Source organism: Chitinophaga sp., assembly GCF_039596135.1.
Classification (GTDB): domain Bacteria; phylum Bacteroidota; class Bacteroidia; order Chitinophagales; family Chitinophagaceae; genus Chitinophaga.
Genome location: NZ_JBCNKH010000036.1, coordinates 46,610 through 72,456, shown reverse-complemented (window position 1 = coordinate 72,456; position 25,847 = coordinate 46,610). Strand labels below are relative to the sequence as shown.

Below are 25,847 nucleotides of genomic sequence, written 5' to 3'. Positions count from 1 at the left end.
CACCATCAAACACCCTCTGATCCCCCCTTCAACACATCCTTTCTTTGTCGCTTCCAACAATTCCTTTATCGTTTCCATCACATTCGTACTTGTATTCAATAGCTGAATCACCGCCCCCGTTTGCTTCTCCCTATATCGCTTCAGCGCTTTAATAAACAACGTATGTTTATCTCCAAATGTATCGTACAAACTAGACCTGCTCAACCCCAACGCATTCAGGATCTCCTGCGGAGAACTACTATTATACCCATTCCGCCAGAAAAACTCCATCGCCCGATCCAGTGCCGCTTCCTCATCAAATTGTTTTGTTCTTGCCATAGTAACGTAAAGATAAAAAATATTTGGAACTTTTGTTCCGTTATGAATACATTTGTGGAACAAAAGTTCCGATATGCAGAAAACAATATTTATCACCGGGGCCAGCTCTGGCCTCGGCAAGCTCACCGCGCGCTATTTCGCCGCCAATGGCTGGAATGTAGCCGCTACCATGCGTACTCCTGAAAAGGAGACCGAACTCACTCAAATAAAAAATATACAGATCTTCAAACTGGATGTTACCAACCGAACACAGGTACAGGAAGCCGTCGACGCAGCTATACACGCCTTCGGCAAAATAGACGTGGTCGTGAACAATGCCGGTGTAGGAGCCTACGGACCATTGGAATTCGCCGCCGATCAAACAATCGACTGGCAATTTAATGTAAATGTAAAAGGTCCCATCTATGTCATCCAATCCTTTCTGCCACACTTCCGCGAAAATAAAGACGGCATGTTCATCAATATTAGTTCCTTCATGGGCGTTACTACCGCTGTGCCTGTAGGGTCCCTGTATAATATGTCCAAATTTGCCCTGGAAGGGCTTATCGAAGGATTGTATTATGAATTAAAGCCACTCGGTATTGCACTAAGACTGGTAGAGCAGGGGGGATCCGCAGGTAATAATTTCAAAGACGCTATCATCTGGAACGAAAATCCAGCTATCACTGATTATGATGCTATCACCAACAAAGTAAAAGCACTCATCACCCAAAGAGATCCCAAACTGCAGGACGATCCGCAAATAATTGTAGATGCGATCTATGCGCTGGCTACCAAACAAAGTGAGCAGTTTCGTACTGTTGTCGGCGCCGCTGGCCAGGGCCTCATGGCCTTACGCAATAGCATACCTATAGAATCTTACCTCGAAAAAATGGAAACGTTCTTCGTATAAACCGAAGCCATCCAAAAACAACCTAAAATGACACAAAAGTTGGTCTTTTTTTAAACGTAAATTATACGTATCTTCATTACTCATCAAAGAAAAGGAGGTATTCATGGCATCTACAGTATATTCATGGAAACCTTCAGTTAGTATCGCCTAACTGGGTTGCTCCATCAAAAATAGCTGTGACGCGGACGCGTCAAATTAAAGCTCCGGGCAAACCACCCGGAGCATTTTTTTAACCCCTCCCTCAAAAAAATAAAAATATTTATCAAGTGTTATAAAATATCTCAACCCCTTCTTCGTCTATCTATTTGGTGTAATTTTGCCGCTGCCGGCGGCTCACCGGTTTGACAACTATTACTATTACGATTTATGAGGAAAAAAACAAGCCCCCCTGCTGACAAAGCACCGGCCCTTCCTGGTATCACCTCCATCCTGAAGCCCTATAAAGGAATGGTCACCCTGCTGATCTTCCTCGCCCTGCTCAGCAATGGCCTGAACCTGATATTACCATGGCTCATCTCCAGGGGAATCGACGCCTATACAAATGGTCACCTGGTCATGTCCCGGCTGGTCACCGAATTCGTGCTCGCCGCTGCTTTCATTTTTATTTTCACCTACCTCCAGAGTGTAATCCAAACCTATACCTCTGAGAAAGTAGCCCGCGAACAGCGCACTAAACTGGCCGACAAAATATCCCGCCAGCAATACGCTGCCATCCAGGCTGCCAACCCTTCCAAACTATTGACCAATCTTACCACCGATATTGACACAGTAAAACTGTTCGTGTCGCAAGGAATTGTGTCCGTATCTTCCTCCCTTTTCATCATCATCGGCGCCAGCACATTGCTGCTTGTTATGAACTGGAAACTGGGCCTTTGCGTTATCACCATCATCCCTGTCATTGGCCTCGCCTTTTACATGGTATTAAATAAGGTGCGCACCATCTTCAAAAAGAGTCGCGAAGTCATCGACCGCCTCAATAAAATTATCAACGAAAGCGTAATGGGCGCTGCCCTCATCCGCGTGCTCAATGCACAGCAACAGGAATACGACCGCTTCATCTCGCCAAACGGGGAGTCCAGAACACTAGGCATGTCCGTAGTACGCCTCTTCGCCGGCCTGGTACCTGTCATCTCCTTCATGGCAAATATGTCCCTGCTGGCCATCCTGCTCTTAGGCGGCCATTATGTGATCAATGACAGCATGTCCCTGGGTGAATTAGCGGCGTATAACAGCTATGTTGCGATCCTGATCTTCCCGATTGTGGTAATTGGCTTCATGAGCGGCCTGATCGCGCAATCTGCTGCCTCTTACGCCCGCATTGCTGAAGTGCTCTACGCGCCCGATGCTGTCGATACAGGCACCGTTCAGCTTACGCTGGATGGTGATGTGGCTATGGAAAATGTAAACCTGACACTGGCAGGCAAGCCTGTTTTAAAAGACGTTTCCTTCAGGGTGAAAGCAGGTACCCGCACTGCCATCATTGGCCCAACCGCCGCTGGCAAAACACAGCTGCTCAATGTACTCGTAGGTCTCCTGAACCCCAACAGCGGAAAGATTACCTACGATGGCACCGACCTGAAAGACTGCGATAAAGAACGACTATTACAACAAATAGGTCTCGTATTCCAGGACAGTATCCTGTTCAATATGAGTTTAAAAGAAAATATCGCTTTCAATGAATCAGTCAGCGATGCCCTGATGGAAAAAGCCATCTCCACCGCAGAACTCAAAGACTTTATCACTACCCTTCCCGAAGGCATGGAAACCATCGTTTCTGAACGCGGTACCAGCCTTTCCGGTGGTCAGAAACAACGGCTGATGCTGGCAAGAGCCCTCGCCATCAACCCGACCATCCTCCTGCTGGATGACTTTACCGCAAGGGTAGACCCAAATACAGAACAGCGTATCCTGCACAATGTGCAGCAAAATTATCCCGACCTGACCCTGATCTCAGTAACACAAAAGATCGCTTCTGCCGTGCACTTTGATCAGATCATCCTGCTGATGGAAGGCGAGGTCATTGCTATCGGTACACACGATGAACTGATGCAATCCTGTCCTGAATATGTGCAGATCTATAACTCTCAACGCAGTACCAGCAACTATGAGCTACAACCTGAATAAACTGGCTGCCGGTCAGGAAATCAAGACCGGTAAAGCGCTCAAGAACTTTTTACCTTATCTGCGGCCAGACCGGAATACACTGTTCGGGGCACTCATCGCCATCCTGATCAGTACTTCCATGAACCTGTCCATACCTATCCTGATAGGGCACACCATCGACGTTTACGTCACACATAAAGACTTTAACGGGGTACTGCTATTTTCCGGTATCCTCTTCGGCATATTCCTCATTTCCCTCACTGCCAGCTACTTTCAGACGAGCCTGATGGGAACAGTAGGGCAGAGTGTTCTCTACCGACTGCGCAATGATGTGTTCAGCCGGTTACAGGCATTGCCCATCGCATTCTTTAACCAGAACAAAGCAGGTGATCTCATTTCCCGTATCAACAATGATACGGACAAACTGAACCAGTTCTTTGCACAATCCCTCGTCCAGTTTATCAGTGGCTTTGCTTCTATGATCGGCGCCGCCGTCTTCCTGCTCAGCATCCATTTTTCACTGGGTATTGCGGCAATTACACCCGCCATATTGTTGCTGATCGTAACAAGAATCACCGGCCCGATCGTGAAAAAGAAGAATGCGGAAAACATGAAGAGCACCGGTGGCATGAGCGCAGAAATACAGGAAAGCCTGAACAATTTCAAAGTGATCATCGCCTTTAACCGCAGGGATTATTTCCGCAAGCGTTTTGATATCGCGAATAAGGAACAATACAAAACCGCGGTAAAAGCAGGGCTGGTCAATAACTTCTTCATGCCTTTATTCAGCCTTTGTGCGAACCTCGCCCAACTGGCAGTATTGGCTTATGGTATTTACCTCATTTCCCAACATGAGTTTACCATCGGGTTACTCATTAGTTACCTTTCATACTGTACGTATTTTTACAACCCGATGCGTCAGTTCGCCATTCTGTATACCAACTTCCAGGTAGCAATGGCTGGCTGGGACAGGATTTCACACATCCTGAATATGGAGTCTGACCTGAACCTCATTCCTGCCGCCACTACAAATGGTCATGCACCATTGCTGGCATTCAAAGATGTTAACTTCCATTATCCTGACGGGAAAGACATCCTGCATCATATCAGTTTTGAATTGGAACGTGGTAAAACTTATGCCTTAGTAGGGCCTACCGGCGGCGGGAAAACAACCACCGCATCGCTGATCGCAAGATTGTTCGATCCTACAGGTGGAGAGGTGTTGCTGGACGGTAGAGATATCCGCAGTTTTACAGACGAAGAACGTACACAGAAGATCGGGTTCATCCTGCAGGAGCCGTTTTTATTTACCGGCAATATCTACGAGAACATCATCTATGGCAATAAGAAATACGAAAATTATACAGCAGCACAATTGCTGGATGTAATTCGCACTACAGGCTTAGATACCTTACTCACCCGCTTTGATGGTGGACTGGAAACTCCTGTCACGAGCAGTGGTGAAAGTCTGAGCCTCGGTCAGAAACAGCTGATCGCCTTTATGCGTGCAGTGCTCAGAGAACCTGAATTATTAGTGTTGGATGAAGCTACTGCCAATATCGATACAGTCACAGAACAATTGCTGGAAGAGATTTTACATAAATTACCTTCACATACTACACGTGTGATCATTGCACATAGACTGAATACGATTGAAAATGCAGATGAGATCTTCTTTATCAACGCAGGGGAGATCGTGCGTGCGGGGTCATTCAGTCATGCCATCAATATGCTGCTGCATCATGAAAGAAATAGCTAGAAGTCAGCCGGGCTGGGAGTATCAACCTCCCAGTCCGCTGAATATGCTGAATATAATAATACTCAAAACCAACAAGGTAATCATCACATACAGTTTGTCTTTTTCCATTGCAAAAGCGAGCACAGAAAATGCAATACGGGTAATAGGCGTCGCTAACAATACCACTACGCCCAACTGTATAATCGCCATACCATCCCCGCGTGCTACACCATGAAAGATACCCGGTAAATGCCTTACATACACAGGCGCTCCATTGAATACATGATACGCAGGAGTATCACTACCATGACTGAATAAATAGATAATGCCACCAATGAATGCAATGATGCTTGAAGTGATCACACCCCACCGTAATTGTTTCCCGATAAACATCTCCACATCTCTTTCCTGCCAGAATTCTTTTGAAAATAACCGTTTCATCATCTTACAATTTGCCTGTTAAACCATTATAGATCATCTGGATGGCCAGTGCGCTGATCACAATACTAAAGAGCAGCCTCAGTTTCTTTACATCCAGTTTCATCAGCAGCCTGGAACCTGCAAAAGCACCCGCAAGCACACCCAATACTACCGGCATGGCTATGCCCGGATCGATGTAACCCCTTTGCAAATACACTACCGCACTTGCCGCAGCAGTAACCCCAATCATAAAGTTGCTGGTAGTGGTAGATACTTTGAATGGAATACGCATCACATTGTCCATCGCTAATACTTTCAATGCACCTGAACCAATGCCGAGCAGACCTGATACAATACCTGCGAGTGTCATCAGGGCATAACCACCGCCCACACCGCGTACTTTGTAAGGCACCATTTCACCATTGACAGGGTAGGAGCTATTCAATTTAAGAACCTGGGCCAGTTTACTATTGCTGGTATTGTCACCATGTTCATTCTTTTTACGGATAGTCATCGCGGCGCTGAAAAGCAGCACTACACCAAAGAGAATGGCTACCAGCGAAGTAGATGTATAGACGGCGATTAATGCCCCGATAATAGCGCCGGTAGTAGTGGCAATTTCGAGGAACATACCGATGCGCACATTGGTAATACCCTCCCTGATATAGGCGGCAGCAGCACCCGAAGAGTTGGCAATAGAAGCAACAAGCGATGCACCTACCGCATAGCGGATGTCTACATGAAATACAAGTGTCAGCAGTGGAATGAGGACCACGCCTCCTCCAAGACCGGTAAGGGAACCCAGCAAACCAGCCATGAATGCACCGGCAAGCAGGATAAGTGTAAATAATAGTATTGACATGACAATAAGTTTAGAAGTTCGTTTCCAGGATTTGTGTAACTACTTTAGCCGCAGCAGTGGCGTCCTGCTGTGTAATGGCGTGCAGCAGGCTGGCATGTAGCTGGTGAGTCTGTTGAAACTGTAGTACATGGGGTTTATCTCTTTGTGAAAATGATTCCCGGATTACAGCTGTGAATGTTTGATACAGGTCAGCGAGTACACTGTTATGAGAAGCCTGGGCGATCGATTTATGAAACCGGATGTCGGCGTCGGCAGCGGCCTCGTAATTATCTGATTGAATAGCCTGCCACCTGTCTTCCAGGGCAGCGTTGATATGGATAATATCCTGGTCATCCCGGAATTGGGCGGCCAGTCTCGCTATTTCAATTTCCAGTAGCGACCTTACCTGGTTTACCTCCAGTCTGGCGGCACGGCGGAGGCGCTTGTCCAGCGGTTCGTTATTTTCAGTGCTGCACACAAAAGTGCCGGCCCCTTGTTGTACCCGTAAGATCCCGGCATTGGAAAGGGTTTTTATCGCCTCCCTGATGGTGGAACGGCCTACCTGGAAGAGCTCCATTAACACTGGTTCGGGGGGAATGAGTTCACCGGGTTTATATTTCCCCAGCGAAATGTCCTGTTGTAATTGGTAGATGACCTTATCTGCCAGTTTAATCGCGTTTGCCATCTTTTTAAACGTCTGATGTTTTACAAAGGTAGGATGTTTTGACTAAACATCAGATGTTTAATTACTAAAGGGCATAAAAAAACCCCCGCCTTAAAAAGGACGGGAGTTCTTACTATAATAAAGTAGCTTATTTATTCACTTCAACTGCATCATTCGCCGGAAAACTAGGTTCCAGCTGCTTACCTTTTTCCTTCAGAAAATTAGAATTCTTAACTTTCTCAGGTACACCCCTAATGTCCCAAACTATACCAAATACACCCAAAGTTCTTATAATGTAGTAGGTAATATCAATTTCCCACCAGTAAAAACCTTGTCTGGTAGCACTCTGGTAGTAGTGGTGGTTGTTATGCCATCCTTCACCCAGGGTCACAAGTGCCAGGATCACACTATTCTTGGAATAATCGCCGGTCTTATACCTTGGTTTACCCACTTTGTGCATCAGGGAGTTGATCGTAAAGGTACCGTGGTATACAAGGATGGTGCTCAGGAAGAAACCAATCCACAGGGTAGAAAGACCAGCATGCCAGTCGAACCAGCCAGTACCATTTACCTTGTTTCCCAGAAAATAACTCACCGTCATCAGTACCAGACCTGGTACCCAGTGGTATTTATTCAGCCAGAAAAGCTCAGGTTGTTTAAAATCTTTAATCAGGTCAAAACGGGTTGGTTTGTACTCAGGCCCCATGATCCATCCCATATGTGCATACCAAAACCCATATATATTAGCTGAGTGTGGATCCTCTGGCGTATCGCTGTGTTTGTGGTGGATTCTGTGATTTGCACCCCACCATAACACCCCTTTCTGAAAGGTACTCTGTGCACCGCCTGCCAGCACAAACTGGAACCAGCGGGAAGTTTTAAACGTACGATGTGAGAAATAACGATGGTAACCGCCTGTTACAAAGAACATCCTGGTTACATATAAAAATGCGCATAATATCCAGTCGAAAGCAGTTACATGCGTGAAAAAAGCCAGAAAAGGCAACAAATGCATGCCTAAAAAGTCGAATTGATGCCACCAGTTCGGGCCCTTCCTCAGTTGTTTTTCAGAATTCATAGCACAAAAGTATCTTTTTATCCTGATATATATCAATGACGAAAATCAGTAAACGGTCATTTTACCAGCTGCTGGTGGAACCACCACCACCAGATGAGCCACCACCCCAGCTTCCACCAGATGAGGAAGAAGAGGACCCGGATGACCCCGAGGAGAATGAGGAGGAACTGGAAGCAGATTTTTTAGGTATTACAAAAGTCTTTTTCTCGATAAAATTACAGTACCTGCACTCAAAGAATTTTACCCCTTCACCGGTTGAATATTCTGTCGCCCTTTTGATGGTTTGGGTACGTGTTGCCTCAAAGGTTTTGTTATTACATTTAGGGCAGGTCATTACTTTGGTATAAATACTGTCGTACCCGATAGTCTTGTGGGTATTACAGTGCTTACAATACCATACATCGTAAATGACTGAGCCAACTTTCTCTTCTGCAGCCTGAACCTTATTCATAAAAGGCTTCTTTTTATTTTTATTCAGCAGGGTCATTGGCTGTGAACAGGTGTCGCAATCATAAGGCTCGTAACGCAGCTTTTTCATGCGCTGTTCGTGCCAGCGGTAGTAAGCCAGGAAGGGGATAGGGAATATAAAAGCAGTGAATAACAGGTTCTTATGCGCTATATTCAATGCCTCGTAACGGGCATGCCTGTCGGCATATTCCAGTTTCTTTTCTCTTGCATTCGTTATGGAATACCTGTAAGCAAGGTAGAGGGTCCAGGTGAGGTAGCAAAGGCCCAGGGTGATCCAGAAACTATACGGGATATTCAATGCAAAGCACAGTACCAGCATTACGATACCGGGTACAAACAGAACAAAGCATCTGGCCAGCCAAGTAGTTCTGTACAGGTCTCCCTTGTGTTTTTCTCCTTTTAGTACACCCAGGGCGATGACGCTGAAAATGATGTAGAAGAAATAGAAGAAGATAGTGCCTACGCCCGGCCGGGAAATACTGTTGTCTACCATTAAATAGTTGGGGTCTGGCTGCAATTCCGCTACTGCACTATCGGCAGCAACAGTTGCCAAAGCAGGATCTGTGGCTGCTGCGCGAGCCGAATCCGCAGCCGTACTATCCACCGTTACCTCTCCATTATCAGCCACTTTCACGGCGCCCTCCGGGTTAGTCAGCACCTCAGCCACTGCCTGCAACCCTTTCACCATCCCCGCATCATAATCGTCCTTTTTAAAATAAGGCAGCATTACCGCCTGCTGTATACGGAAACAAATCACATCCGGCAGATCGCCTTCCAGTCCATACCCGGTTTCAAACCGGATCTTGTGCTGGTCTTTTACCAGCAGTACAACCAGGCCATTATTCGTTTCCTTATTACCCGGTTTCCAGGTATTAAAAATATTGTGTGATACATCTTCCACCACCTGGTTGCCGATACTGTTCAGTATTACCACGGCAATCTGTGCCCTGCCTGCCTGATCCAGTTTGCCCAGGAGGTCATTCAGCGCTGCTGTGGTATTCTCTGAAATAATGTGATCCGGATTGCTCACATACCCACCCTGTTTCATAGGATCAGGGATTTCTTCCGCATAGTTGTGCTTCTTAGAAGTACATTGTACCAATAACAGGAGCAAAAAAATGAAAAGCTGACATTTTCTGTTTCTCATGATTGTCCCAAAAATATAAAAATTCTAAATGATCACCCTGCTTGGCAGTGGCCATTCCCCCCTTGATCCACTGAGATTGTGTAAAATAATACCCATTTGCCAACTTATTTATGATTAAAAACAGGGTGGCATGAAATTACATCTATTTCTATCAGCAGCATCATCAGAAAGCATCGTTCACCAATGCGAATGAATATGGCTAGTGCAATTACTTCATCCTTAAACAGATATATGGCCGCTGTGGGAGAGCAGGTCTCTTTTGCCGCCCAGTTTGGCCGGAACATTTTCCGGGACGGTTTCGAATGGAACGAATTTCTCCATCAATGTTATGTTGTAGGCGTCAGGTCTGTTTCCCTGGTGGCAATATCCGGTTTTGTCATCGGATTTGTGCTCACCCTGCAAACCCAGCCTACCATGAAACAGTTTGGTGCAGAAAGCTTTGTACCGGGTATGGTCGCGATCTCCATCGTACGTGAAATAGGACCCATGATCATTGCCCTGATATGTACAGGCAAGATTGCATCCAGTATAGGTGCGGAGCTGGGAAGCATGAAAGTGACGGAACAGATCGATGCCATGGAGGTATCCAGTGCTAACCCCATTCAATACCTGGTAGTGACCCGCATTCTGGCTTGTACGTTGATGGTGCCGCTACTCACTGTCATGGCCGATGCCCTGGCATTTGTAGGTGGGTGGCTGGGTGTCAATACCCAGGAACATGTGAGCGGTACACTTTTCTTCCGCAAGGCCTTTGCTGCACTGGAATTTAGTGACCTGATACCGGCTGTGATCAAGACCTTTTTCTTCGGGTTTGCCATTGGTTTTGTAGGTTGTTACAAAGGGTATCATGCCAGCAGAGGCACAGAAAGCGTAGGTCTGGCCGCTAATTCAGCGGTGGTCACAGCTTCCCTGTGGATCATACTGCTGGATGCGGTTGCGGTACAGATCACGAACCTGTTATATTATTAATTATGGAACAGGCAATGACAGCTGAAATAGTGATTCGCATTGAACACCTAAAGAAATCTTTCGGTGAAAATGAGGTGCTGAAAGACATTAACCTCGAACTGCACAAAGGCGAAAACATAGTAGTACTGGGCCGTTCAGGACAGGGTAAGTCAGTGACCATACAATGTATTGCAGGATTAATGGAACCGGATGCAGGCAAACTGGAAGTATTAGGCAAGGAGATTCCTGCCTTAAATGAAGATGAATTGAAAGATATCAGGACAAAAATAGGTTTTCTCTTTCAGAGCAGTGCTTTGTACGACTCTATGACGGTGAGAGAAAACCTGGAATTTCCCCTCACCCGTGTGCTGCAGATTAAGGATAAACAGGAGCTTACCAAAAGGGTAGAAGATGCACTGGATAGTGTAGGATTGAAAGATGCGATCGACAAGTATCCGGCCGACCTGTCAGGCGGCATGCGCAAAAGAGTAGGATTGGCCAGAACATTGATCCTTCGTCCACAGATCATGCTGTACGACGAGCCTACTACCGGACTGGATCCGATCACTGCCAGGGAAATCAGTGAGCTGATCGTAGCCCTGCAGGAAAAGTACGATACTTCGTCCATCATTATCACGCACGATATTCCTTGTGCCCGGATCACAGCAGACAGGATTGCGGTAATGAATGACGGGAAATTTATAGCCACGGGCACGTACGATGAACTGACAAAGTCGGATAATGAACTCATTCATAACTTTTTCAAATAATAGGGTATGCACGACAAAACGTCTCAGAAAGTGAAGGTGGGCATATTTACATCGGTCACCATCCTGTTGTTGCTGATAGGAATTTTCCTTATTGGCAGGAACAAGAATATGTTTAGGCGTACAATTACATTGTACAGTACATTCAAAAACGTTGGCGGATTGCAGGTGGGGAATAATATCCGGTTTGTGGGCATCAACGTGGGCACTGTAAACAATATCGATATTCTTTCAGACTCTACCGCCAGGGTCACTTTGGTAGTGCAGAAAAAGGTACAGCCGTTTATTAAAAAAGGTGCGGTAGCGAGCATCAGCTCCGAGGGATTGATGGGCGATAAACTGGTGGCAATTAGTTCGGGTAATGCTTCTAACGAGCCTGTCAAAGATGGTGAGTCCATTCATGCCGTGGATCCGATGCAGTTTGATAAAGTACTGGACAGACTATCGGGGGTGGCTTACAATGCAGAGGAGATCACTGGTCAGCTGGCAGCTATTGCCCGGCAGGTAAACCAGGGAAAGGGTAGCATAGGCCGGTTATTATATAGCGATAGTATGGCGAATGACCTGGAAGGTACAGTCAACGAGGCCAGGAAAACGATGAAGGCAGTGCATAAAGGATCAGAAGGTTTTAGTGAAAATATGGAGGCATTGAAGCATAATTTTTTATTGAGAGGTTATTTTAGGAAGAAAGAAAAGGCTGCTAAGGAGGCACAGGAACAAGAGAAAAAGAAAGCCAGGAAAAAACAAAAAGACAGCACTACGGTAAATCTTCCTAAAGAAGGATAACCTGCTTTTAAAAGCAGGTTTTTTTGTTTTATTTTACACCCTATGATTAAAGTACTTACCTGTTCCACGCCCGGCCAGTTTGATTATGGGCAAAAAGAAATGCCGGTATTGACTGCCGGCCATTCAATTATAAAAATCAAACGTATTGGGATCTGTGGTACAGACCTTCATGCCTTCGAAGGCACCCAACCCTATTTTGCTTATCCCCGGGTTCTTGGTCATGAACTGGCTGGCGAACTGGTAGCAGCCGACAATGCCCCTGGTTTTACCATTGGCGAAGCCGTTACTTTCATTCCTTATTTTAATTGTGGCACCTGCATCGCCTGTCGTAGTGGCAAGCCAAACTGTTGTACCCGTATACAGGTATGTGGTGTACACATCGATGGCGGTATGGCAGAATACCTCTCTGTACCTTCTTCTTCCTTAATACATGGCGAAGGTCTGAGCATGGAAGCCCTTGCCCTGGTCGAACCGCTGGCCATTGGTGCTCACGGGGTACGCCGTGCCGGTGTTACGCCCGGTGAATTTGTTTTGGTAATCGGCGCAGGCCCCATCGGCCTGGGTATCATGGAGTTTGCCCGTATCGCCGGCGGCAAAGTCATCGCCATGGATATCAATGCAGGACGCCTCCGGTTCTGCAAAGACAAATTAAAGGTCGCTCATACAATTAATCCGGGTACCGAAGATGCAATGACCGTATTGCAGGAAATAACCAATGGTGATATGCCCACCGTTGTGATTGATGCTACTGGTAGTCAGAAAGCCATCAATAACGGCTTTCAGTATATGGCACATGGCGCCCGCTATGTACTGGTAGGTTTGCAGAAAGGAGAACTCAGTGTGAGCCATCCGGAGTTTCATAAAAGAGAAGCTACCTTGATGAGTAGCAGGAATGCTACCAGGGAAGATTTTGAACATGTGGTGAAGAATATGAAGAATGGGGAAGTGGATCCGGTAACTTATATTACGCACCGCGTACCATTCGATGCGGTCAAAGATGAGTTCAATAGCTGGTTAGATCCAAAGACAGGTGTGATCAAAGCCATGGTCGAACTGGAATGACAAGCGAATAACTTCCACTTTTTCAATATCTTGTAACAAAAAAACAGCATGGAAGAATTAACCGCCGGCAAAGGTTCGAGGGTACAACACGCCAAATATGGCCCCGGTGTCATCATCGGTGTCAAATATGCGCAATACGTAGTCACCTTCATGGACCAGGGTGTTATCGAAGTTGACAAAACGGATCCCCTCTTCGAAATCCTCCACATCGAAAACCAGACTATCGAAATCGAAACAACGTCTGCGGTCGAAATTGCGCTCCTAAAAATCCTGCGCCTCTGGGGGGAACCTACAGAAATAGTTCCTCTCGGAGACAAATGGGAGGGGGGCAATATCCTCCTTCAACCCAAAGATGTTTCGTTGAAACCAAAAGAACTACCCATAGAAGTATTCTTTCATAAAATCGTGATGGTCAGGGACCGTCTCCGCGTGCTCGAGCAGCAAATCAATAGCCACAAGCAGCTCTCTGACGAAGACAAAGTCAACATGCAACAATACATTACCCGCATATACGGGTCACTTACTACCTTCAATGTTCTCTTCAAACAAAAAGAACATTGGTTCACAGGAGAAAAAGGCGGAAAAGAAGACTAACCTGCTACAGAATTTATGCAACTGCGTGGCCTTAATTTTGTTATATTTATGTTACGCAAAAGAAGCAGCAGGCAATCTACAACTATCACCTATTACGCTGTATGGACAATTTTGCGTATTGCATTTAAAAGTGATGCCATATGAAAGATTTCACCTTAGACTTTGACCTGAAAGGCAGCAACTACATTGTAGTTGTACAGCCGCATGAATCAAGAGGTATCGAGCACTACAAGGCTGTGCTGGACGAAGAGCATTCCATCGATTATTTATTGCAGGTAAACGGAGATCTACAACCAAACCCGGATTACGCAGCAGACCCACAACTGGTTAACGCAATTGCTACCCGCATTTTGGAGGTGGTACATGTGGAAGACCGTGGAAACGGCGCCACATCTTACCCATGATGTTTACAGGTACATTACCTTATCAGCTGTTTACAACAAGGTATAAGGCAGGTCGATGTTAAAGACAGTACCTTTGTTCTCTTGTGATGAAACGTAGATATTCCCACCGTGCTGCTGCACCAGCTGCTTACAGATATGCAGCCCCAGACCGGTGGAAGGTTCATGATGAAGCCCCTTCCGCCGGGCTGAAGTAAACCGGTCGAATATATTCGGTAACATCTCCTCCGGGATACCTATACCTGTATCAGCCACAGTGATCCGCACTCCGCCACGATGCGGTCTCATGCCCAGGGTAATATCCCCGCCATCAGGTGTAAACTTCAACGCATTGTGCAGCAGATTATCCACCACCCGCTGCAGCTTACCGGTATGAATATGTGCCTTTATTTCTCCCTGAGGCAGCTCCAGCAATAACCGCTGTTGGTACCTGGCTTGTTGTTGCCAGTTGTCGCGCACATTTATGAGCCAGTCATTCAGGGAAATATAATTGGTTTGTAGTTTGTCGCCTTCTGACTGCCGCGCAGCCGTGAGCAGTTCCTCAATGATCTGGTCTGCCGTACTACAGGCTTCCCTGATCCATGCCAGGTATTTAACCTCCTGCTCCGGGGTAAAAGGATATTCCTGCATCAGGTGCAATACAGAACGAATTCCCGAAATGGGGCTCCGCAGATCGTGTGCTACTATCCCCAAAATTTCCGTTTTCAGTTTATTGGCTGCCGCTATTTCCTCATTCTTTTGCTCAATAGTTTTGATCTTGATAAAATAATTGGCATGGTAAGAATATAATAACCTGGAAACCACAAGAAATGCACACATCATCAGCCAGAATATAACCATATTGCCCACCAGCTGCACCGGGTCCACCTGGAAAAGATGGAAAAAGAGGGAAAACGTAAGCCCCGTTATCAGGCCAATAACTAAAAGCTGCCTGAATGAAAATACCTGTACCATGGCTATGACCAGGAAACCTATCAGCATCATAGTCATCGTGTTTTTAGGATTGTGTTGCGACACAAATGTGAGCCCCATACAACCACCTATAAAACACAGGGCAAATAGGATTACAAGAAAATGGTATCGATTTTGCTGTGATAAGGGCAGATTTCTACGGATCAGATAGATAACTGTAGCAATCACTGCCGAACTTAAGAGCAAAAACCGCTGGATAACAATCAGGTTATCTTCCTGCCCTTCGGGCAAAGCATGTCTTGCAGGCAACGTCAGCGTAAGAATATGAGTAATGAGGGTAGTAAACAATACAATCGTGGCCGTAATGCCGGTCACCCGCATATTCTGAGACCTGATCTGCTGATAAAAGTCTTTCTTAAAGGGCTGTTCGATCGCAGTAAATAAGTATATTTTCATCTAAATTTGGACGAGGTAAATTCCTTGACAAGGTATCATGCAACTTTTCCTTCAACGCGTCTTTTTAAAATCAGGTCGTTGCGCATAGCATGCAAATTTACCGGTTTTGTTGATTAAATCGATTCATTGTTTCCGTTATACCCAATATCCAGTCCTAATCCCCCCCTTTGAAGCTTAGAGTGCGTATTTATTGAAAAAACAGGCGTGGTTTTACGCCCTAAACTTTTAACCATCCATGGAACAACTCACTACTCTGGAGCATCCTGCAGAAATTGTCCAGTATCTGACCAATGTGGTAGGTAAGGAAAAGATTAAAGACATTCGATTTGGGTACCGGTTGCAGGACGATGAACCTGCTATTAAATTCAAGATTACATTACGATTTCCTTACAGTATGTTTGGAAAAAAGAAAATTGAAGAATTGGTAAATGAACAATTTAAGTACATTAAACTGGCAACGGAGGTACCAGCCAGGTTGTTATTTTCAATTGTCTGATGTATTGCATCCACTTATGAGGCCAGGTAAATCCTGAAACTGCTACAAGATTAAGGTATTCGCTCATGCGGATAAATGTATCCTCAGCCGGCTTTCGAAAGCTAGCTGAGGATTTTCTTATATTTATAAAAAACGTCCCCATATGGCAGTTAAATTTTCCACTATCAGACAGGCATTCCACTTACTCAAAAGTATTGATTTCGAACAGCTCGGTCATATTGCCGAAAAAGTGGACCTGCCAAAAGTAATGGCCGCAGTAGGCAGGATGAATGACCAGCAGCTGGCCGGATTGATGAAAATGCTCACCAGCAGTGGTGCACACAAGAAAGAACTGCCCCCGGTAAACGGCGACTTCTATGACCTTGCCGCCATGCTCACAGACGAAGAGCGCGCACTACAACTGAAAGTCCGCCATTTTATGGAAACGGAAATTCAGCCCATTGTAAATGAGTATTGGTTCAAAGCTGAATTCCCCTTTGAGATTATTCCCAAACTCGCTGAGTTAAATATTTGTGGTGGCACCGTCAGGGGAGATTATTCCTTCGTGATGGAAGGTATCATTGCTATGGAGATGGCGCGGGTAGACTGCTCCATTGCTACCTTCTTTGGTGTACAGAATGGTCTGGCTATGGGTTCCATTCATACCCTGGGCTCTGACGCCCAGAAAAAAGAATGGCTTCCCGGCATGGAGCAATTAAAAATTATCGGCGCCTTTGGGCTCACTGAACCTGAAGTCGGTTCCGGTGCGGCTGGTGGGCTGACTGCCACCGCAAAAAGACAAGGAGATAAATGGATCCTGAATGGTCAGAAGAAATGGATTGGCAATGCCACCTTTGCTGATGTGCTGGTCATATGGGCAAGGGATGTGGATGATAACCAGGTGAAAGGTTTCCTTTTACGCAAAGGTACGCCCGGGTTTAGTGTAGAGAAAATGCATGATAAGATGGCCCTTCGCATAGTACAGAATGGAATCATCACCCTGCAGGACTGTGAGGTAGCAGAAAGTGATCGTCTGGCCGATGCAAATTCTTTTAAAGATACAGCCAAAGTATTGCGAATGACAAGGGCAGGGGTGGCCTGGTTAGCCGTGGGCTGCGCCCGGGGAGCCTACGAAAATGCCCTGACCTACACCCGCCAGCGGAAGCAATTTGGCAAACCGATTGCCAGCTTCCAGTTAATACAAAACCACCTGGTAGAAATGCTCTCTAACCTGACGGCCATGCAGACAATGACATTCAGATTATCCCAGTTGCAGGACCAGGGGTTGCTGGATGATGAACATGCATCCATCGCGAAAGTATTCTGTTCGCTTCGTACACGGGATGTTGTGAGCAGGGCAAGAGAAGTAATGGGCGGGAACGGAATCCTGTTGGAATACAATGTAGCCCGCTTTGTGGCAGATGCGGAGGCTATTTATTCTTATGAGGGAACAAAGGAAATTAATTCATTGATAGTAGGCCGGGCCATCACTGGTTTTAGTGCATTCGTTTAAAAAGGCCCTCTCATCGCAGCATTAATTAAAACAAAATAAACTAAAAATAAAACTCATGAGAGCAATTAATCCCTGGATCAACTTCAATGGCAATGCCGAAGAAGCATTCACTTTTTACAAATCAGTTTTTGGCGGCGAGTTTACAAAAATCACCCGTTTTAAAGACTTATCAGGCCCGGAGTTTCAGGTAGCCGAAGATGAGGCAAATAAAATAATGTACATCGGCTTGCCGCTTGGCAAAAACAATGTGTTAATAGCCAACGATGTTCCCGGATTTATGGGGCAGGTAAGCGAAAATGAAAACCGGTCTAAAATATACGTGAATGCCGAAAGCCGTGAAGAAGCAGATAAAATATTTAATGGATTATCAGCAGGCGGAGAGGTGGAAGGACCCATTGGCGACAGTCCATGGGGTACCTATGCCGGAATGTTCAGGGATAAATATGGTATTGAATGGATTATAGAGTTTGACCCCGGTTATAACGGGTAAGGTTAACAGTTTCCTTTCGCTGGTGCACCCAACCAAAGAGGCTGCCTCTTTTGAGACAGCCTCAAAAAGATTATATGTTCTTAGCAAATAACGGCTTCAACGTCATCCATCCCAAAACTGGGAAAAAGTGCATTGGAATCGCCAATCCAGGAAACAATTCCGGCATCTCTACATCCAGTGGCAGCTTATAGCCAATCGGATATACAATGGTCGCAATCGTTACCACGGCAAACAAAATATTGAATACCGCCTCTGTATACCCTTTCAGCACCTTACTGAGTATAAAGTACCCGATTGCCGCCACTACATTCGCTCCTATACAGGCAGCAAATATCTTTTGCAGCGAAACGATATTCTTAAACCCATCGCCCAGTGACTCCGCATACACCTTTTGATATACCAAACACGCCACTGCGGCCAGCACACCTGAAACTACCGCTAATATTAATAATTTCTTCAGCATAAGTTCAATTTAAAAAATTACTTCGTAACAGGCACAGCCAGCTGTACTTTAATTACATCAGCCACATCCCCACCTGGTTTACCAATATGGAAATCGTTCCTGTTCACATTAAAGGTACCATTGAAGGTCGCTGTATTTCCTTTTCTCACGAAGCTGAAAGGAATGGTAAATTCCTTCTTCACACCATGAATCTCCAGGTCACCGGTTACCTGGTAACCCGCACCCGCTTTCACGATTTTTTTAGATACATAGTGAATGACAGGATATTTTGCTGCATCAAACCACTCATCGCTCTTTGCATGCTTGTTCTGCAGTGCATTGCCCGTCTGGATAGAAGCCACATCTACAGTTACGTCAAAGTTAGAAACTGCCAGATTCGCCTCGTCAAAATTAATTGTGCCTTTAAAGCTCTTGAAGATACCACCTACTTCATTGCTACTGAATGCAACATTGTACTTGTCAGTGATTTTCCACAAGGGAGATACGATATTAAAGGCAAACACTGCTGCTGCCAGCAGCAGTGTTCCTGAAAATATTAATAATCTTTTCATTGCCGTTGTTTAACCTATTCTTTTACGAATTCGCCGTTAGCTTTCAGTACAACTTCGTCGCTCAGCATCTGGGCTGGCATAGAAGCACCAATACCGAAATCAGTACGTTTGAAAGTACCGGTTACTTTTACACCTACTTCTTCTTTTTTGCTCATAGGGTTAGTAGTAGTACCGTTGATAGTCAGGTCCAGGGTTACTGGTTTAGTTACACCGTGCAGGGTCAGGTCGCCGGTTACTTTGAAAGTCTTGCCGCTTGCTTTCTTGATAGAAGTGCTCTTGAAAGTGAGGGTACCGAATTTCTCAGCATCCAGGAAATCTGCACTTTTTACGTGCTTGTCACGCATTTCGTTGTCAGTGTTGATGCTGTTAACGTCTGCAGTTACTTCGATTACCGCGTCAGAGAAATCTGCTTTAGTAGCGGTGATCTTAGCTTCGTAAGATTTGAAATTACCTTCGCTTTCAGAGATACCCAGGTGGGTAATGCCATAACCCAGTCTGCTGTGCGCTTTGTCTACAGTCCAGGTGTTTTGAGCGAATGCAGTTGCAGATAATAACAGTGCTGATGCAACGATTGAGATTTTTTTCATGTTAAACTGGTGTTTTTAGATTGCTTTTGTATTTAATTGAATTTCTTGTTCTGTCTGTTCTCCTCAATTCAGGACCGAAGATATATACTTTTTTAAATAAAATGTGTTTCAACATATATTTTAATATAAATCCCCTGTGGTGGCCTTTTGCGCACTGGTTACCCTAAACCTTATTGTTATTTATTTGATAATTTATTCTACTTTTACTTAGAAATAGAGAGTCACTCTCTTTTGGAGAGCCAAAGGTAAATAGTGTGTAACTTCTAACAAAGAAGGCACCTGCCGGCGCCCAACTTACCAAACGGTAACCAATATTGAAAATCAGTGTATTATGATTGAAAATAATTCTGGGAAATTTATACCAACCTTTTGCCCGATACGCCATGTGCTGGATCGGTTTGGCGATAAATGGTCCATCCTGGTAGTGGAATTGCTGTCTCACAAAGGACGGATGCGGTTCAGCGAGATCGCGACAAGTATTGGAGATATTTCACAGAAAATGCTAACCGTCACACTTCGTTCTCTGGAGGCGGATGGATTGATATCCAGGGCGTTTTACCCTGAAATACCCCCGAGAGTAGAGTATGAGCTCACTGAACTGGGAAAAAGCCTTATTCCTCCCATTAAGAACCTGATGGACTGGGGGCAGGCGCACCTGGAAACTATCCTGGATAACAGGAAGCGGTACGAGGAGGAAAAGGAGAAGAAAAAAATATCAGCTACCTGAAAAGACTTTTATCCTTACTACTCACGGTTGCACCAGTTTGTAAGTACTCCATCATTTTGAACTCGGCCTCAAACTCCGCCTGCATTAAAGGGTGTTGAATATGCTTATTGGGATCATTGGTATCCAATCCCAATTCATTCGTCATAATCACATCTGCTACATCCAGCGGGAAGTATGCGCAGGCTGCTATAAATTCGAAATTCTTTTCCTCTATATATACCAACGCACTTTCCAGGCATTCCATCAGTTTCATGACCCCTGTGCCTTTGGCTTCGTCCAGGTCCAGTTGGTCAATATCGATATCATGCAGGCGCAGGATGTGGCTGTCTACTTCCTCTTCTTCAATATTGACAGTTTGGTCTACAACATCCCATAGGTAGGCAAGGGCTTCTGTGACAATTTCATAGCCTTCTTCATCTTCCAGCTCCAGCAGGTGACTGCTGTATTTTTTATACAGGTACTCTGCATTCCATGTACCAAAGAACAGGCATTGTTCAAATGGCAAATTCGAGAAGTTTTCCTTTAGCGCCTTATCAAAAGAAGAAAAGGTCAGTTGATCTATCATCGAAAAATATTTTTATCGGTACTGGTGAGATTTTTCCCTTCCTGCAACTGTGCAATCAGCTTCGTCTGCGCGCCCAGCTCCTCCGCAAAAAACGGATCATCCAGCTTATACTTCGGCGGCGTCTCCTTCATCACAAACTCACTATCCTTCACCGCATTCAGTACATCCATCGGAAACCACGCGGTAGTGAGTATATAATCCAGTTTCTTTTCCTTTGCATAACTAAGCGTACTTTCTACCGCCTCCATTAACTTCAGCATTCCACAGTCTTTGGGCTTGGCAAAATCCAGGTCATCAATATCAATATTCCTCACATGTTTTAATTGCTTCTTCACATCCGCTTCCGTCAATTTTGCCGGATCATCCACACCATTCCACAAAAATCCAATCGCATCCTGCAATACTTCATGTTCTCTTGCATGCCCATCGCCATCCAGGTAAGGACCATAATTTCTGTCCAGGTAATCTGCTATCCATGTACCAACAAAGAGCAATTGCTCAGGTGAAAGTTTTGCCAGCTCTGGTTGAATTTTCTTTTTGTACGCTGAATAAGGTAGTGCCATTTATGTTGATTACTTGTTTTACGATGCACATTCCACATGTGGTTTACAATTCTTACACGGCTCATTTCTTTGGTACTTTGCCCACGAAATGCCCCACCTTGTAAACTTAGTTCCTTCCGGTGCATTTCTGATTATCACTCTCTCTGCGTGGTTTTCCAGGTTGTAAGCTTTCCTTACAGACTTTACCTTCGTCTTAGGTATCGGTTTTTTCTTATAAGCCACACCACTGTAAATATTCTCTGGTGGTACCCCCAGTTCTATCAATTTGGCTCGCTGTGCCGGTGTCAATGAAGCCCCATTCCCCGAAGCAAACAATTGTTTCTCCCCACTAGGTAGCGTACCTTCCCCAATAGACACCGTGGACTGGTTAAACCCAATCTCCGGCTTTCCTTCTATATTTCGCTTCAGCAGGTTATGTGCCTGTCTTGCTTTTTCCGCCAGCTCATCATCAAAGATGGGATGCAACCCGAGCAGATCGAACAGGCTTGTCGGGTCATTCACAAAACTATACAACCTGCTACCGCCATCCAGTCCAATCGGGTCTTTACTAATGTACATCCCTTCGTCCGGACTGTAATAACGGAAACGGTTATAATATAATCCCGTCTCTACATCTTCATACTGGCCCTGGTAGCGGAAGGGGATGAAACCCTTACTCCCTGCTAACTTACGAACCTTTCCATAAATATCCAATTCGCAGGACCATCGTTCCCCGCCAGTGTCGTCGTATGCAGCAAAAGGTACGCCGAGATAATCAGAAAGGATAGAATATTGTTTACCATTCTCAATCTTCGCCACTGGTATACTGGAATCTCCTTCAAATACCCAGGTGATCAAAGTCTCTGCCGGCACGGGTTCTTCCGGCTGCGTAATGTTGCCCATATCATCGATCCGGATCTGCGGGCGCTCATCCATGGCGTAGGTCCATTCATGCACCGGGTTCCTGCCATCCCATACCCATCGGGTGATCCGGCCTTTAAATATCTTAGCAGTCCTTCTGCCTAATGCATCGTATTCAAAACGAACAGTTCTGCCATCCGGCCTGGTTACCTGTTGTAAAGTACCTCTGCCTGTCCATTCATATTCCCATACCTGCAGGTCCGCCGTGATCTTTTTGATCATAAATCCTTCGGCATCGTACTCAAACCGCGCATCTGGTGTTTCCCGCAATTGTCCGCCGGGAGCATATTTACGGTCATTTTGTGCGGCGGATCTAAACAGGTTGCCTACCTTATCTGGTTGTCTGTAATCAAAATGCCCATCTTCATATTGTGCCCATGCGAGGTTGCCAAAATCATCGTGTGCGAACTTCACACTGCTGTTGTTCAGGGCATTCACCATTTCACGTAGCCGCTGATTGGCATCCCAGCGATAATAGGTTTTACGTATCGTACGGCTATTACTATTGATTGTCTGAGAAGCCGGCATGCCTGCTTTGTCATAAGTCCAGCTGCTGGTGATGCCGCCGGGTAGCTGGCGATCTGTCTCCATGCCCAGCTGGTCATATTGTACCTGCAGGGTCCATGGGTCAGCAGGTGGTAAGCCGTTTGCAATGCTTCCTACATCACCGGCAGAAGTTGGCATACTTCCCCGCATCTGCTCAACAATAGCCCGCATTCCCGTAATATCTCCCATGCGGTTACGCAACAAATTCACCTTTGCACCTAATGACGTCTGCAACTGTACCCTGCGTCCATTATCATCATACCGTGTACTCACCACATGTCCGTTTTGCCGCTCTTCTATCACTCTTCCCATCGTATCCCGCCTGAAACTCACCGTTCCATTCTCATTGATCGCTTCTATCATCTGCCCGTTCCGGTTGTATGCAAAGGAAGACCAGTTGCCATCACTATGTTCAGCACGCACCAGCATGCCATTATAATCATATTCATACAATGTATGCCTGTTGCCAGGTCTGTTTACCCTGATCACCTTACCGGTAGCATCCCGTACAAAACTATGACTGATGCCGTCAAACCCTGTCTCCCGGATACTTTCCCCCCGTGCATTGCGTACGAACTGGTGAGATTCCCCTTTTTCATTGATAATGGTACGTAACCTGCACTCCGTATCATAGATGTAATTAACTTTTGCCCCGTTCTCTTCCCGGCTACGCAGGTTACCCAGCGGGGTATATGAGAACTTCACATCATGGTGCTTATCGACTGCCCTCAGTACCTGGAAGTATGCATCATATTCCATTCTGATAAGATTCCCATCCGGTGTTTCTATTTCTGTAATACGTCCCAGCGCATCGTACCTGAATCGCTGTACCTGCTGTGCAGGATTGCTCGTGCTGGTACATTGTCCCCATACATCATACGTCCATGTAGCCACACCGCCATCCGGCAGGATCATCCGCACAAGGTTCTGGTCCTCATCATACTCCATCGTAGTGGCATTATCATCTGTATCTTCCACACTTGCCAGCTGCAATTGCGCATTGTACCGCATAATCTGTATACTGCCATCAGGGCGGGTGTTGGTATGCAACAGCCCATTCTCAGGGTAATAGGTATAAGTACTGCTATTGCCTTCGGCATCCATTCCCAGAATCATATTCCCGTCGGCGTTATACAGGAATGAATAACTGCTGCCATCCGGTTGTACCACACTTGCCACATTTCCCATATCATCGTAGGTGTATCCGGCTACAGTGCCTTCTTCGTCTATCTCCTGGTAGATTTCAAAGTCTTCGGTATAGTTGATAAAGGTGGAATTGCCCATAGGGTCCTTTACCTGGTTAATCACAAAGTCGGGGGAATAATAATAAGTGGTAGTTTGCCCCAGGGAATTGGTCACCAGGTTATAACCATCCTGTGGGTGGTATGCAATAAAACCTTCCAGCAAACCGCCATCGCCCCAGGTATGAATACAACGTCCCTGCTTATCATATTCCCAATAAAAGGTTTGTCCGGTACGGTCTGTTTTGGACACCATCAGGTGATGCTTATAAGAGATATGGGTGGCCTGTCCCAATGCATCTGCAATGGAAACCAGGTCTCCTTCCTCATTATATGCATAAGATACCAGCAGTTTTTCCTGTCCGCGGTGATGTGCGGTTACGCTGGTAATACGGCCTTCGAAGTCATTCTTAATATGTAGTTGTCTGCCCACGCTATCCGTGATGCGCAATAAATGACCTTTCTGGTTATAATGCAGGGTCACCAGGAAATTCATCCTGTTGTGAATGGCGAACAGTCTATATTGTTCATCAAAATCGCGGATCTTTTTAAACGTATAAAAGAGCTTGTCTTCATAATCGTACAGTACATATTCATCTGCATCTGTACGGGTGAGCAGCAATTTTTCGTGCCTGTTATATTCTTTGTCACCGCTGTAGGGCAGGGCATCAAACACTGCACTGCGGCCATCTCCGAGTAGTACCACCGTAGCATTGTCAGATGGAAACTCCTGTACCCGCATATCGTAACGGAGGTGATTACCATGTCCTGCTATCCCATTATGCTGGCTATCACTATTCCACGTGCGCTCCCATACCAGTGGGATAGGACCGGGCATTTCAAAGTCAAGTCCTTCAGAAATCACGATGCCCTGTACCAGGTCTACAGGTTCAAAACCATGTTTACACAGGAACTTGCTTAGTTTATTACTACCCAGTTTCCCTTTCAGGGCATGGTTAAATTTGGTCGTCATTTTTTTCCCAAGTTTGCCAATGCCCTTTAGCAAGGCTCCGAAGCCATACGACATAATAAGGTTCATGAGCACTCCTGCCCAATCAGGTACATAGGGCCCACCTACCAGCACGGGTTTTCCAAAAGAGAGCGGGATCGAAAAAGAAGTAGGCAGGTACATGCTGGGTTTAGGGATCATTTTCTTGCCGGGTTTCATGGAGAGGGGCAGACCAATATCGTTGCAGGTCATGAGCATATGACCGGTGGGACTTAGCATTCTGCCTTCGGCAAGGGTGTTTTTAGCGCCATAGAAGTTCACAGAGTCATGGCCGATGAGGGGGGCCAGGAGCCAGGGGCCACCCATGGGAAAGTGAATGAAAATGATGATGATACCACTGGTATCACTCACTCCCCTTGGTACATGGTTGACTTTGGTGGAGGCGCCGAGAAATGGAATGTAATCCATGGGGTCCACTACAAAACCAATGTATGGATGGGGGAGGGGGATGGGGAATCCAAAAAGAATAACAATGTGAATATCAAGTCCGATGACGGGAACAAAGTGTTTATTGCTGATGAGCATAAGTTTCTGTTTTAATAAGACAATTAGAGAGTTGTACCAACCCTACCACCCGGCGTCAGCCTAAAAAAGCCAAATGGCACCATTTCCATCCGCTGCA

Annotated in this window: 26 protein-coding genes; 13 read left to right on the top strand and 13 right to left on the bottom strand. The window is 45.7% G+C overall.

The features are described from left to right. Positions 1 to 318: TetR/AcrR family transcriptional regulator (locus tag ABDW16_RS20045; RefSeq protein WP_343672208.1), on the bottom strand; the 318-nt coding region annotated here is incomplete at its 3' end. Between the two features lie 73 nt (positions 319 to 391). On the opposite strand from ABDW16_RS20045, the gene ABDW16_RS20040 reads away from it, so the two are divergent. From ABDW16_RS20040 to ABDW16_RS20030, 3 genes are all read left to right on the top strand, one after another. Continuing rightward, a complete protein-coding gene (locus tag ABDW16_RS20040; protein ID WP_343672207.1) occupies positions 392 to 1,210 on the top strand; it encodes an SDR family oxidoreductase in 819 nt (272 codons plus the stop codon). A 366-nt stretch (positions 1,211 to 1,576) separates the two neighbouring features. Next, positions 1,577 to 3,334, top strand: coding sequence for an ABC transporter ATP-binding protein (locus ABDW16_RS20035; RefSeq protein WP_343672206.1), 1,758 nt, complete (start codon positions 1,577 to 1,579; stop codon positions 3,332 to 3,334). Then, positions 3,276 to 5,072 carry an ABC transporter ATP-binding protein gene (locus ABDW16_RS20030; protein WP_343672205.1) on the top strand — a complete coding sequence of 599 codons (1,797 nt, stop codon included), beginning with the start codon at positions 3,276 to 3,278 and terminating at the stop codon, positions 5,070 to 5,072. The genes ABDW16_RS20035 and ABDW16_RS20030 overlap by 59 nt, the downstream gene beginning before the upstream one ends. A gap of 21 nt (positions 5,073 to 5,093) precedes the next feature. Here the strand turns inward: ABDW16_RS20030 and ABDW16_RS20025 are convergent, their stop codons facing one another. The 5 genes from ABDW16_RS20025 to ABDW16_RS20005 form a co-directional block, all read right to left on the bottom strand. Beyond that, positions 5,094 to 5,495, bottom strand: a complete 402-nt coding sequence (locus ABDW16_RS20025; protein WP_343672204.1) for a DUF1634 domain-containing protein — start codon at positions 5,493 to 5,495, stop codon at positions 5,094 to 5,096. Between the two features lies 1 nt (position 5,496). After that, positions 5,497 to 6,333, bottom strand: coding sequence for a sulfite exporter TauE/SafE family protein (locus tag ABDW16_RS20020; protein WP_343672203.1), 837 nt, complete (start codon positions 6,331 to 6,333; stop codon positions 5,497 to 5,499). A 10-nt stretch (positions 6,334 to 6,343) separates the two neighbouring features. Beyond that, on the bottom strand, positions 6,344 to 6,997 hold the full coding sequence (locus tag ABDW16_RS20015) for a FadR/GntR family transcriptional regulator (RefSeq protein WP_343672202.1): 654 nt from the start codon (positions 6,995 to 6,997) through the stop codon (positions 6,344 to 6,346). Positions 6,998 to 7,124: 127 nt separating this feature from the next. Further along, a complete protein-coding gene (locus ABDW16_RS20010; protein WP_343672201.1) occupies positions 7,125 to 8,054 on the bottom strand; it encodes an acyl-CoA desaturase in 930 nt (309 codons plus the stop codon). Positions 8,055 to 8,115: 61 nt separating this feature from the next. Then, complete coding sequence (locus ABDW16_RS20005) at positions 8,116 to 9,669, bottom strand: TPM domain-containing protein (RefSeq protein ID WP_343672200.1); 1,554 nt, start codon at positions 9,667 to 9,669, stop codon at positions 8,116 to 8,118. Positions 9,670 to 9,864: 195 nt separating this feature from the next. On the opposite strand from ABDW16_RS20005, the gene ABDW16_RS20000 reads away from it, so the two are divergent. From ABDW16_RS20000 to ABDW16_RS19975, 6 genes are all read left to right on the top strand, one after another. Further along, complete coding sequence (locus tag ABDW16_RS20000) at positions 9,865 to 10,638, top strand: ABC transporter permease (RefSeq protein ID WP_343672199.1); 774 nt, start codon at positions 9,865 to 9,867, stop codon at positions 10,636 to 10,638. Positions 10,639 to 10,640: 2 nt separating this feature from the next. Beyond that, positions 10,641 to 11,387 (top strand): ATP-binding cassette domain-containing protein, encoded by a 747-nt coding sequence (locus ABDW16_RS19995; protein WP_343672198.1) that lies wholly within the window; start codon positions 10,641 to 10,643, stop codon positions 11,385 to 11,387. Between the two features lie 6 nt (positions 11,388 to 11,393). Then, the gene (locus ABDW16_RS19990; RefSeq protein ID WP_343672196.1) at positions 11,394 to 12,170 is read left to right on the top strand and encodes an MlaD family protein; all 777 of its coding nucleotides are present in this window, start codon (positions 11,394 to 11,396) and stop codon (positions 12,168 to 12,170) included. Positions 12,171 to 12,212: 42 nt separating this feature from the next. After that, positions 12,213 to 13,232 (top strand): zinc-binding alcohol dehydrogenase family protein, encoded by a 1,020-nt coding sequence (locus ABDW16_RS19985; protein ID WP_343672195.1) that lies wholly within the window; start codon positions 12,213 to 12,215, stop codon positions 13,230 to 13,232. Positions 13,233 to 13,280: 48 nt separating this feature from the next. After that, on the top strand, positions 13,281 to 13,826 hold the full coding sequence (locus ABDW16_RS19980; RefSeq protein WP_343672194.1) for a hypothetical protein: 546 nt from the start codon (positions 13,281 to 13,283) through the stop codon (positions 13,824 to 13,826). A gap of 140 nt (positions 13,827 to 13,966) precedes the next feature. Then, positions 13,967 to 14,230 carry a hypothetical protein gene (locus tag ABDW16_RS19975; protein WP_146971423.1) on the top strand — a complete coding sequence of 88 codons (264 nt, stop codon included), beginning with the start codon at positions 13,967 to 13,969 and terminating at the stop codon, positions 14,228 to 14,230. Between the two features lie 30 nt (positions 14,231 to 14,260). Here ABDW16_RS19975 and ABDW16_RS19970 read toward each other — a convergent pair whose 3' ends face one another. Further along, positions 14,261 to 15,595, bottom strand: coding sequence for a HAMP domain-containing sensor histidine kinase (locus ABDW16_RS19970; protein WP_343672191.1), 1,335 nt, complete (start codon positions 15,593 to 15,595; stop codon positions 14,261 to 14,263). Between the two features lie 235 nt (positions 15,596 to 15,830). Between ABDW16_RS19970 and ABDW16_RS19965 the strand changes: the two genes are divergently transcribed. From ABDW16_RS19965 to ABDW16_RS19955, 3 genes are all read left to right on the top strand, one after another. Then, on the top strand, positions 15,831 to 16,091 hold the full coding sequence (locus ABDW16_RS19965; protein ID WP_343672189.1) for a hypothetical protein: 261 nt from the start codon (positions 15,831 to 15,833) through the stop codon (positions 16,089 to 16,091). Between the two features lie 142 nt (positions 16,092 to 16,233). After that, the gene (locus tag ABDW16_RS19960; RefSeq protein ID WP_343672188.1) at positions 16,234 to 17,583 is read left to right on the top strand and encodes an acyl-CoA dehydrogenase family protein; all 1,350 of its coding nucleotides are present in this window, start codon (positions 16,234 to 16,236) and stop codon (positions 17,581 to 17,583) included. A gap of 55 nt (positions 17,584 to 17,638) precedes the next feature. Beyond that, complete coding sequence (locus ABDW16_RS19955) at positions 17,639 to 18,073, top strand: VOC family protein (protein ID WP_343672186.1); 435 nt, start codon at positions 17,639 to 17,641, stop codon at positions 18,071 to 18,073. Between the two features lie 70 nt (positions 18,074 to 18,143). Here the strand turns inward: ABDW16_RS19955 and ABDW16_RS19950 are convergent, their stop codons facing one another. From ABDW16_RS19950 to ABDW16_RS19940, 3 genes are read right to left on the bottom strand one after another with little or no spacing between them, the layout of a single operon-like run. Beyond that, the gene (locus ABDW16_RS19950; protein WP_343672185.1) at positions 18,144 to 18,536 is read right to left on the bottom strand and encodes a hypothetical protein; all 393 of its coding nucleotides are present in this window, start codon (positions 18,534 to 18,536) and stop codon (positions 18,144 to 18,146) included. Positions 18,537 to 18,553: 17 nt separating this feature from the next. Further along, on the bottom strand, positions 18,554 to 19,087 hold the full coding sequence (locus ABDW16_RS19945) for a YceI family protein (RefSeq protein ID WP_343672184.1): 534 nt from the start codon (positions 19,085 to 19,087) through the stop codon (positions 18,554 to 18,556). A 14-nt stretch (positions 19,088 to 19,101) separates the two neighbouring features. Beyond that, a complete protein-coding gene (locus tag ABDW16_RS19940) occupies positions 19,102 to 19,674 on the bottom strand; it encodes a YceI family protein (RefSeq protein WP_343672183.1) in 573 nt (190 codons plus the stop codon). A gap of 331 nt (positions 19,675 to 20,005) precedes the next feature. Here ABDW16_RS19940 and ABDW16_RS19935 point away from each other — a divergent pair, with 331 nt between their 5' ends. Further along, positions 20,006 to 20,401, top strand: coding sequence for a helix-turn-helix domain-containing protein (locus ABDW16_RS19935; protein ID WP_343672181.1), 396 nt, complete (start codon positions 20,006 to 20,008; stop codon positions 20,399 to 20,401). On the opposite strand, the gene ABDW16_RS19930 is transcribed toward ABDW16_RS19935, so the two are convergent. Genes ABDW16_RS19930 through ABDW16_RS19920 form a run of 3 tightly spaced genes read right to left on the bottom strand, consistent with a single transcriptional unit; the run spans position 20,394 to position 25,750 of the window. Next, entirely contained in the window at positions 20,394 to 20,966 is a 573-nt protein-coding gene (locus ABDW16_RS19930) for a hypothetical protein (RefSeq protein ID WP_343672180.1), read from the bottom strand. The genes ABDW16_RS19935 and ABDW16_RS19930 overlap by 8 nt on opposite strands. Continuing rightward, positions 20,963 to 21,529, bottom strand: coding sequence for a hypothetical protein (locus tag ABDW16_RS19925; RefSeq protein WP_343672179.1), 567 nt, complete (start codon positions 21,527 to 21,529; stop codon positions 20,963 to 20,965). Before ABDW16_RS19925 ends, ABDW16_RS19930 begins: the two co-directional genes overlap by 4 nt. 18 nt (positions 21,530 to 21,547) lie before the next feature. Continuing rightward, positions 21,548 to 25,750, bottom strand: coding sequence for an RHS repeat-associated core domain-containing protein (locus ABDW16_RS19920; protein WP_343672177.1), 4,203 nt, complete (start codon positions 25,748 to 25,750; stop codon positions 21,548 to 21,550). Positions 25,751 to 25,847: the final 97 nt, after the last annotated feature.

Excerpts from the sequence above, each read along its gene's own strand:
- ABDW16_RS20015 (WP_343672202.1), bottom strand. The coding sequence starts at position 6,997 with ATGGCAAACGCGATTAAACTGGCAGATAAGGTCATCTACCAATTACAA.
- ABDW16_RS19920 (WP_343672177.1), bottom strand. The coding sequence starts at position 25,750 with ATGCTCATCAGCAATAAACACTTTGTTCCCGTCATCGGACTTGATATT.
- ABDW16_RS20000 (WP_343672199.1), top strand. The coding sequence starts at position 9,865 with ATGGCTAGTGCAATTACTTCATCCTTAAACAGATATATGGCCGCTGTG.
- ABDW16_RS20035 (WP_343672206.1), top strand. The coding sequence starts at position 1,577 with ATGAGGAAAAAAACAAGCCCCCCTGCTGACAAAGCACCGGCCCTTCCT.
- ABDW16_RS19965 (WP_343672189.1), top strand. The coding sequence starts at position 15,831 with ATGGAACAACTCACTACTCTGGAGCATCCTGCAGAAATTGTCCAGTAT.
- ABDW16_RS19950 (WP_343672185.1), bottom strand. The coding sequence starts at position 18,536 with ATGCTGAAGAAATTATTAATATTAGCGGTAGTTTCAGGTGTGCTGGCC.
- ABDW16_RS19930 (WP_343672180.1), bottom strand. The coding sequence starts at position 20,966 with ATGATAGATCAACTGACCTTTTCTTCTTTTGATAAGGCGCTAAAGGAA.
- ABDW16_RS19940 (WP_343672183.1), bottom strand. The coding sequence starts at position 19,674 with ATGAAAAAAATCTCAATCGTTGCATCAGCACTGTTATTATCTGCAACT.
- ABDW16_RS19985 (WP_343672195.1), top strand. The coding sequence starts at position 12,213 with ATGATTAAAGTACTTACCTGTTCCACGCCCGGCCAGTTTGATTATGGG.
- ABDW16_RS19970 (WP_343672191.1), bottom strand. The coding sequence starts at position 15,595 with ATGAAAATATACTTATTTACTGCGATCGAACAGCCCTTTAAGAAAGAC.
- ABDW16_RS20010 (WP_343672201.1), bottom strand. The coding sequence starts at position 8,054 with ATGAATTCTGAAAAACAACTGAGGAAGGGCCCGAACTGGTGGCATCAA.
- ABDW16_RS19960 (WP_343672188.1), top strand. The coding sequence starts at position 16,234 with ATGGCAGTTAAATTTTCCACTATCAGACAGGCATTCCACTTACTCAAA.
- ABDW16_RS20030 (WP_343672205.1), top strand. The coding sequence starts at position 3,276 with ATGTGCAGATCTATAACTCTCAACGCAGTACCAGCAACTATGAGCTAC.
- ABDW16_RS19990 (WP_343672196.1), top strand. The coding sequence starts at position 11,394 with ATGCACGACAAAACGTCTCAGAAAGTGAAGGTGGGCATATTTACATCG.
- ABDW16_RS20020 (WP_343672203.1), bottom strand. The coding sequence starts at position 6,333 with ATGTCAATACTATTATTTACACTTATCCTGCTTGCCGGTGCATTCATG.
- ABDW16_RS19955 (WP_343672186.1), top strand. The coding sequence starts at position 17,639 with ATGAGAGCAATTAATCCCTGGATCAACTTCAATGGCAATGCCGAAGAA.
- ABDW16_RS19945 (WP_343672184.1), bottom strand. The coding sequence starts at position 19,087 with ATGAAAAGATTATTAATATTTTCAGGAACACTGCTGCTGGCAGCAGCA.
- ABDW16_RS20040 (WP_343672207.1), top strand. The coding sequence starts at position 392 with ATGCAGAAAACAATATTTATCACCGGGGCCAGCTCTGGCCTCGGCAAG.
- ABDW16_RS19995 (WP_343672198.1), top strand. The coding sequence starts at position 10,641 with ATGGAACAGGCAATGACAGCTGAAATAGTGATTCGCATTGAACACCTA.
- ABDW16_RS20005 (WP_343672200.1), bottom strand. The coding sequence starts at position 9,669 with ATGAGAAACAGAAAATGTCAGCTTTTCATTTTTTTGCTCCTGTTATTG.
- ABDW16_RS19975 (WP_146971423.1), top strand. The coding sequence starts at position 13,967 with ATGAAAGATTTCACCTTAGACTTTGACCTGAAAGGCAGCAACTACATT.
- ABDW16_RS19935 (WP_343672181.1), top strand. The coding sequence starts at position 20,006 with ATGATTGAAAATAATTCTGGGAAATTTATACCAACCTTTTGCCCGATA.
- ABDW16_RS20025 (WP_343672204.1), bottom strand. The coding sequence starts at position 5,495 with ATGATGAAACGGTTATTTTCAAAAGAATTCTGGCAGGAAAGAGATGTG.
- ABDW16_RS19980 (WP_343672194.1), top strand. The coding sequence starts at position 13,281 with ATGGAAGAATTAACCGCCGGCAAAGGTTCGAGGGTACAACACGCCAAA.
- ABDW16_RS19925 (WP_343672179.1), bottom strand. The coding sequence starts at position 21,529 with ATGGCACTACCTTATTCAGCGTACAAAAAGAAAATTCAACCAGAGCTG.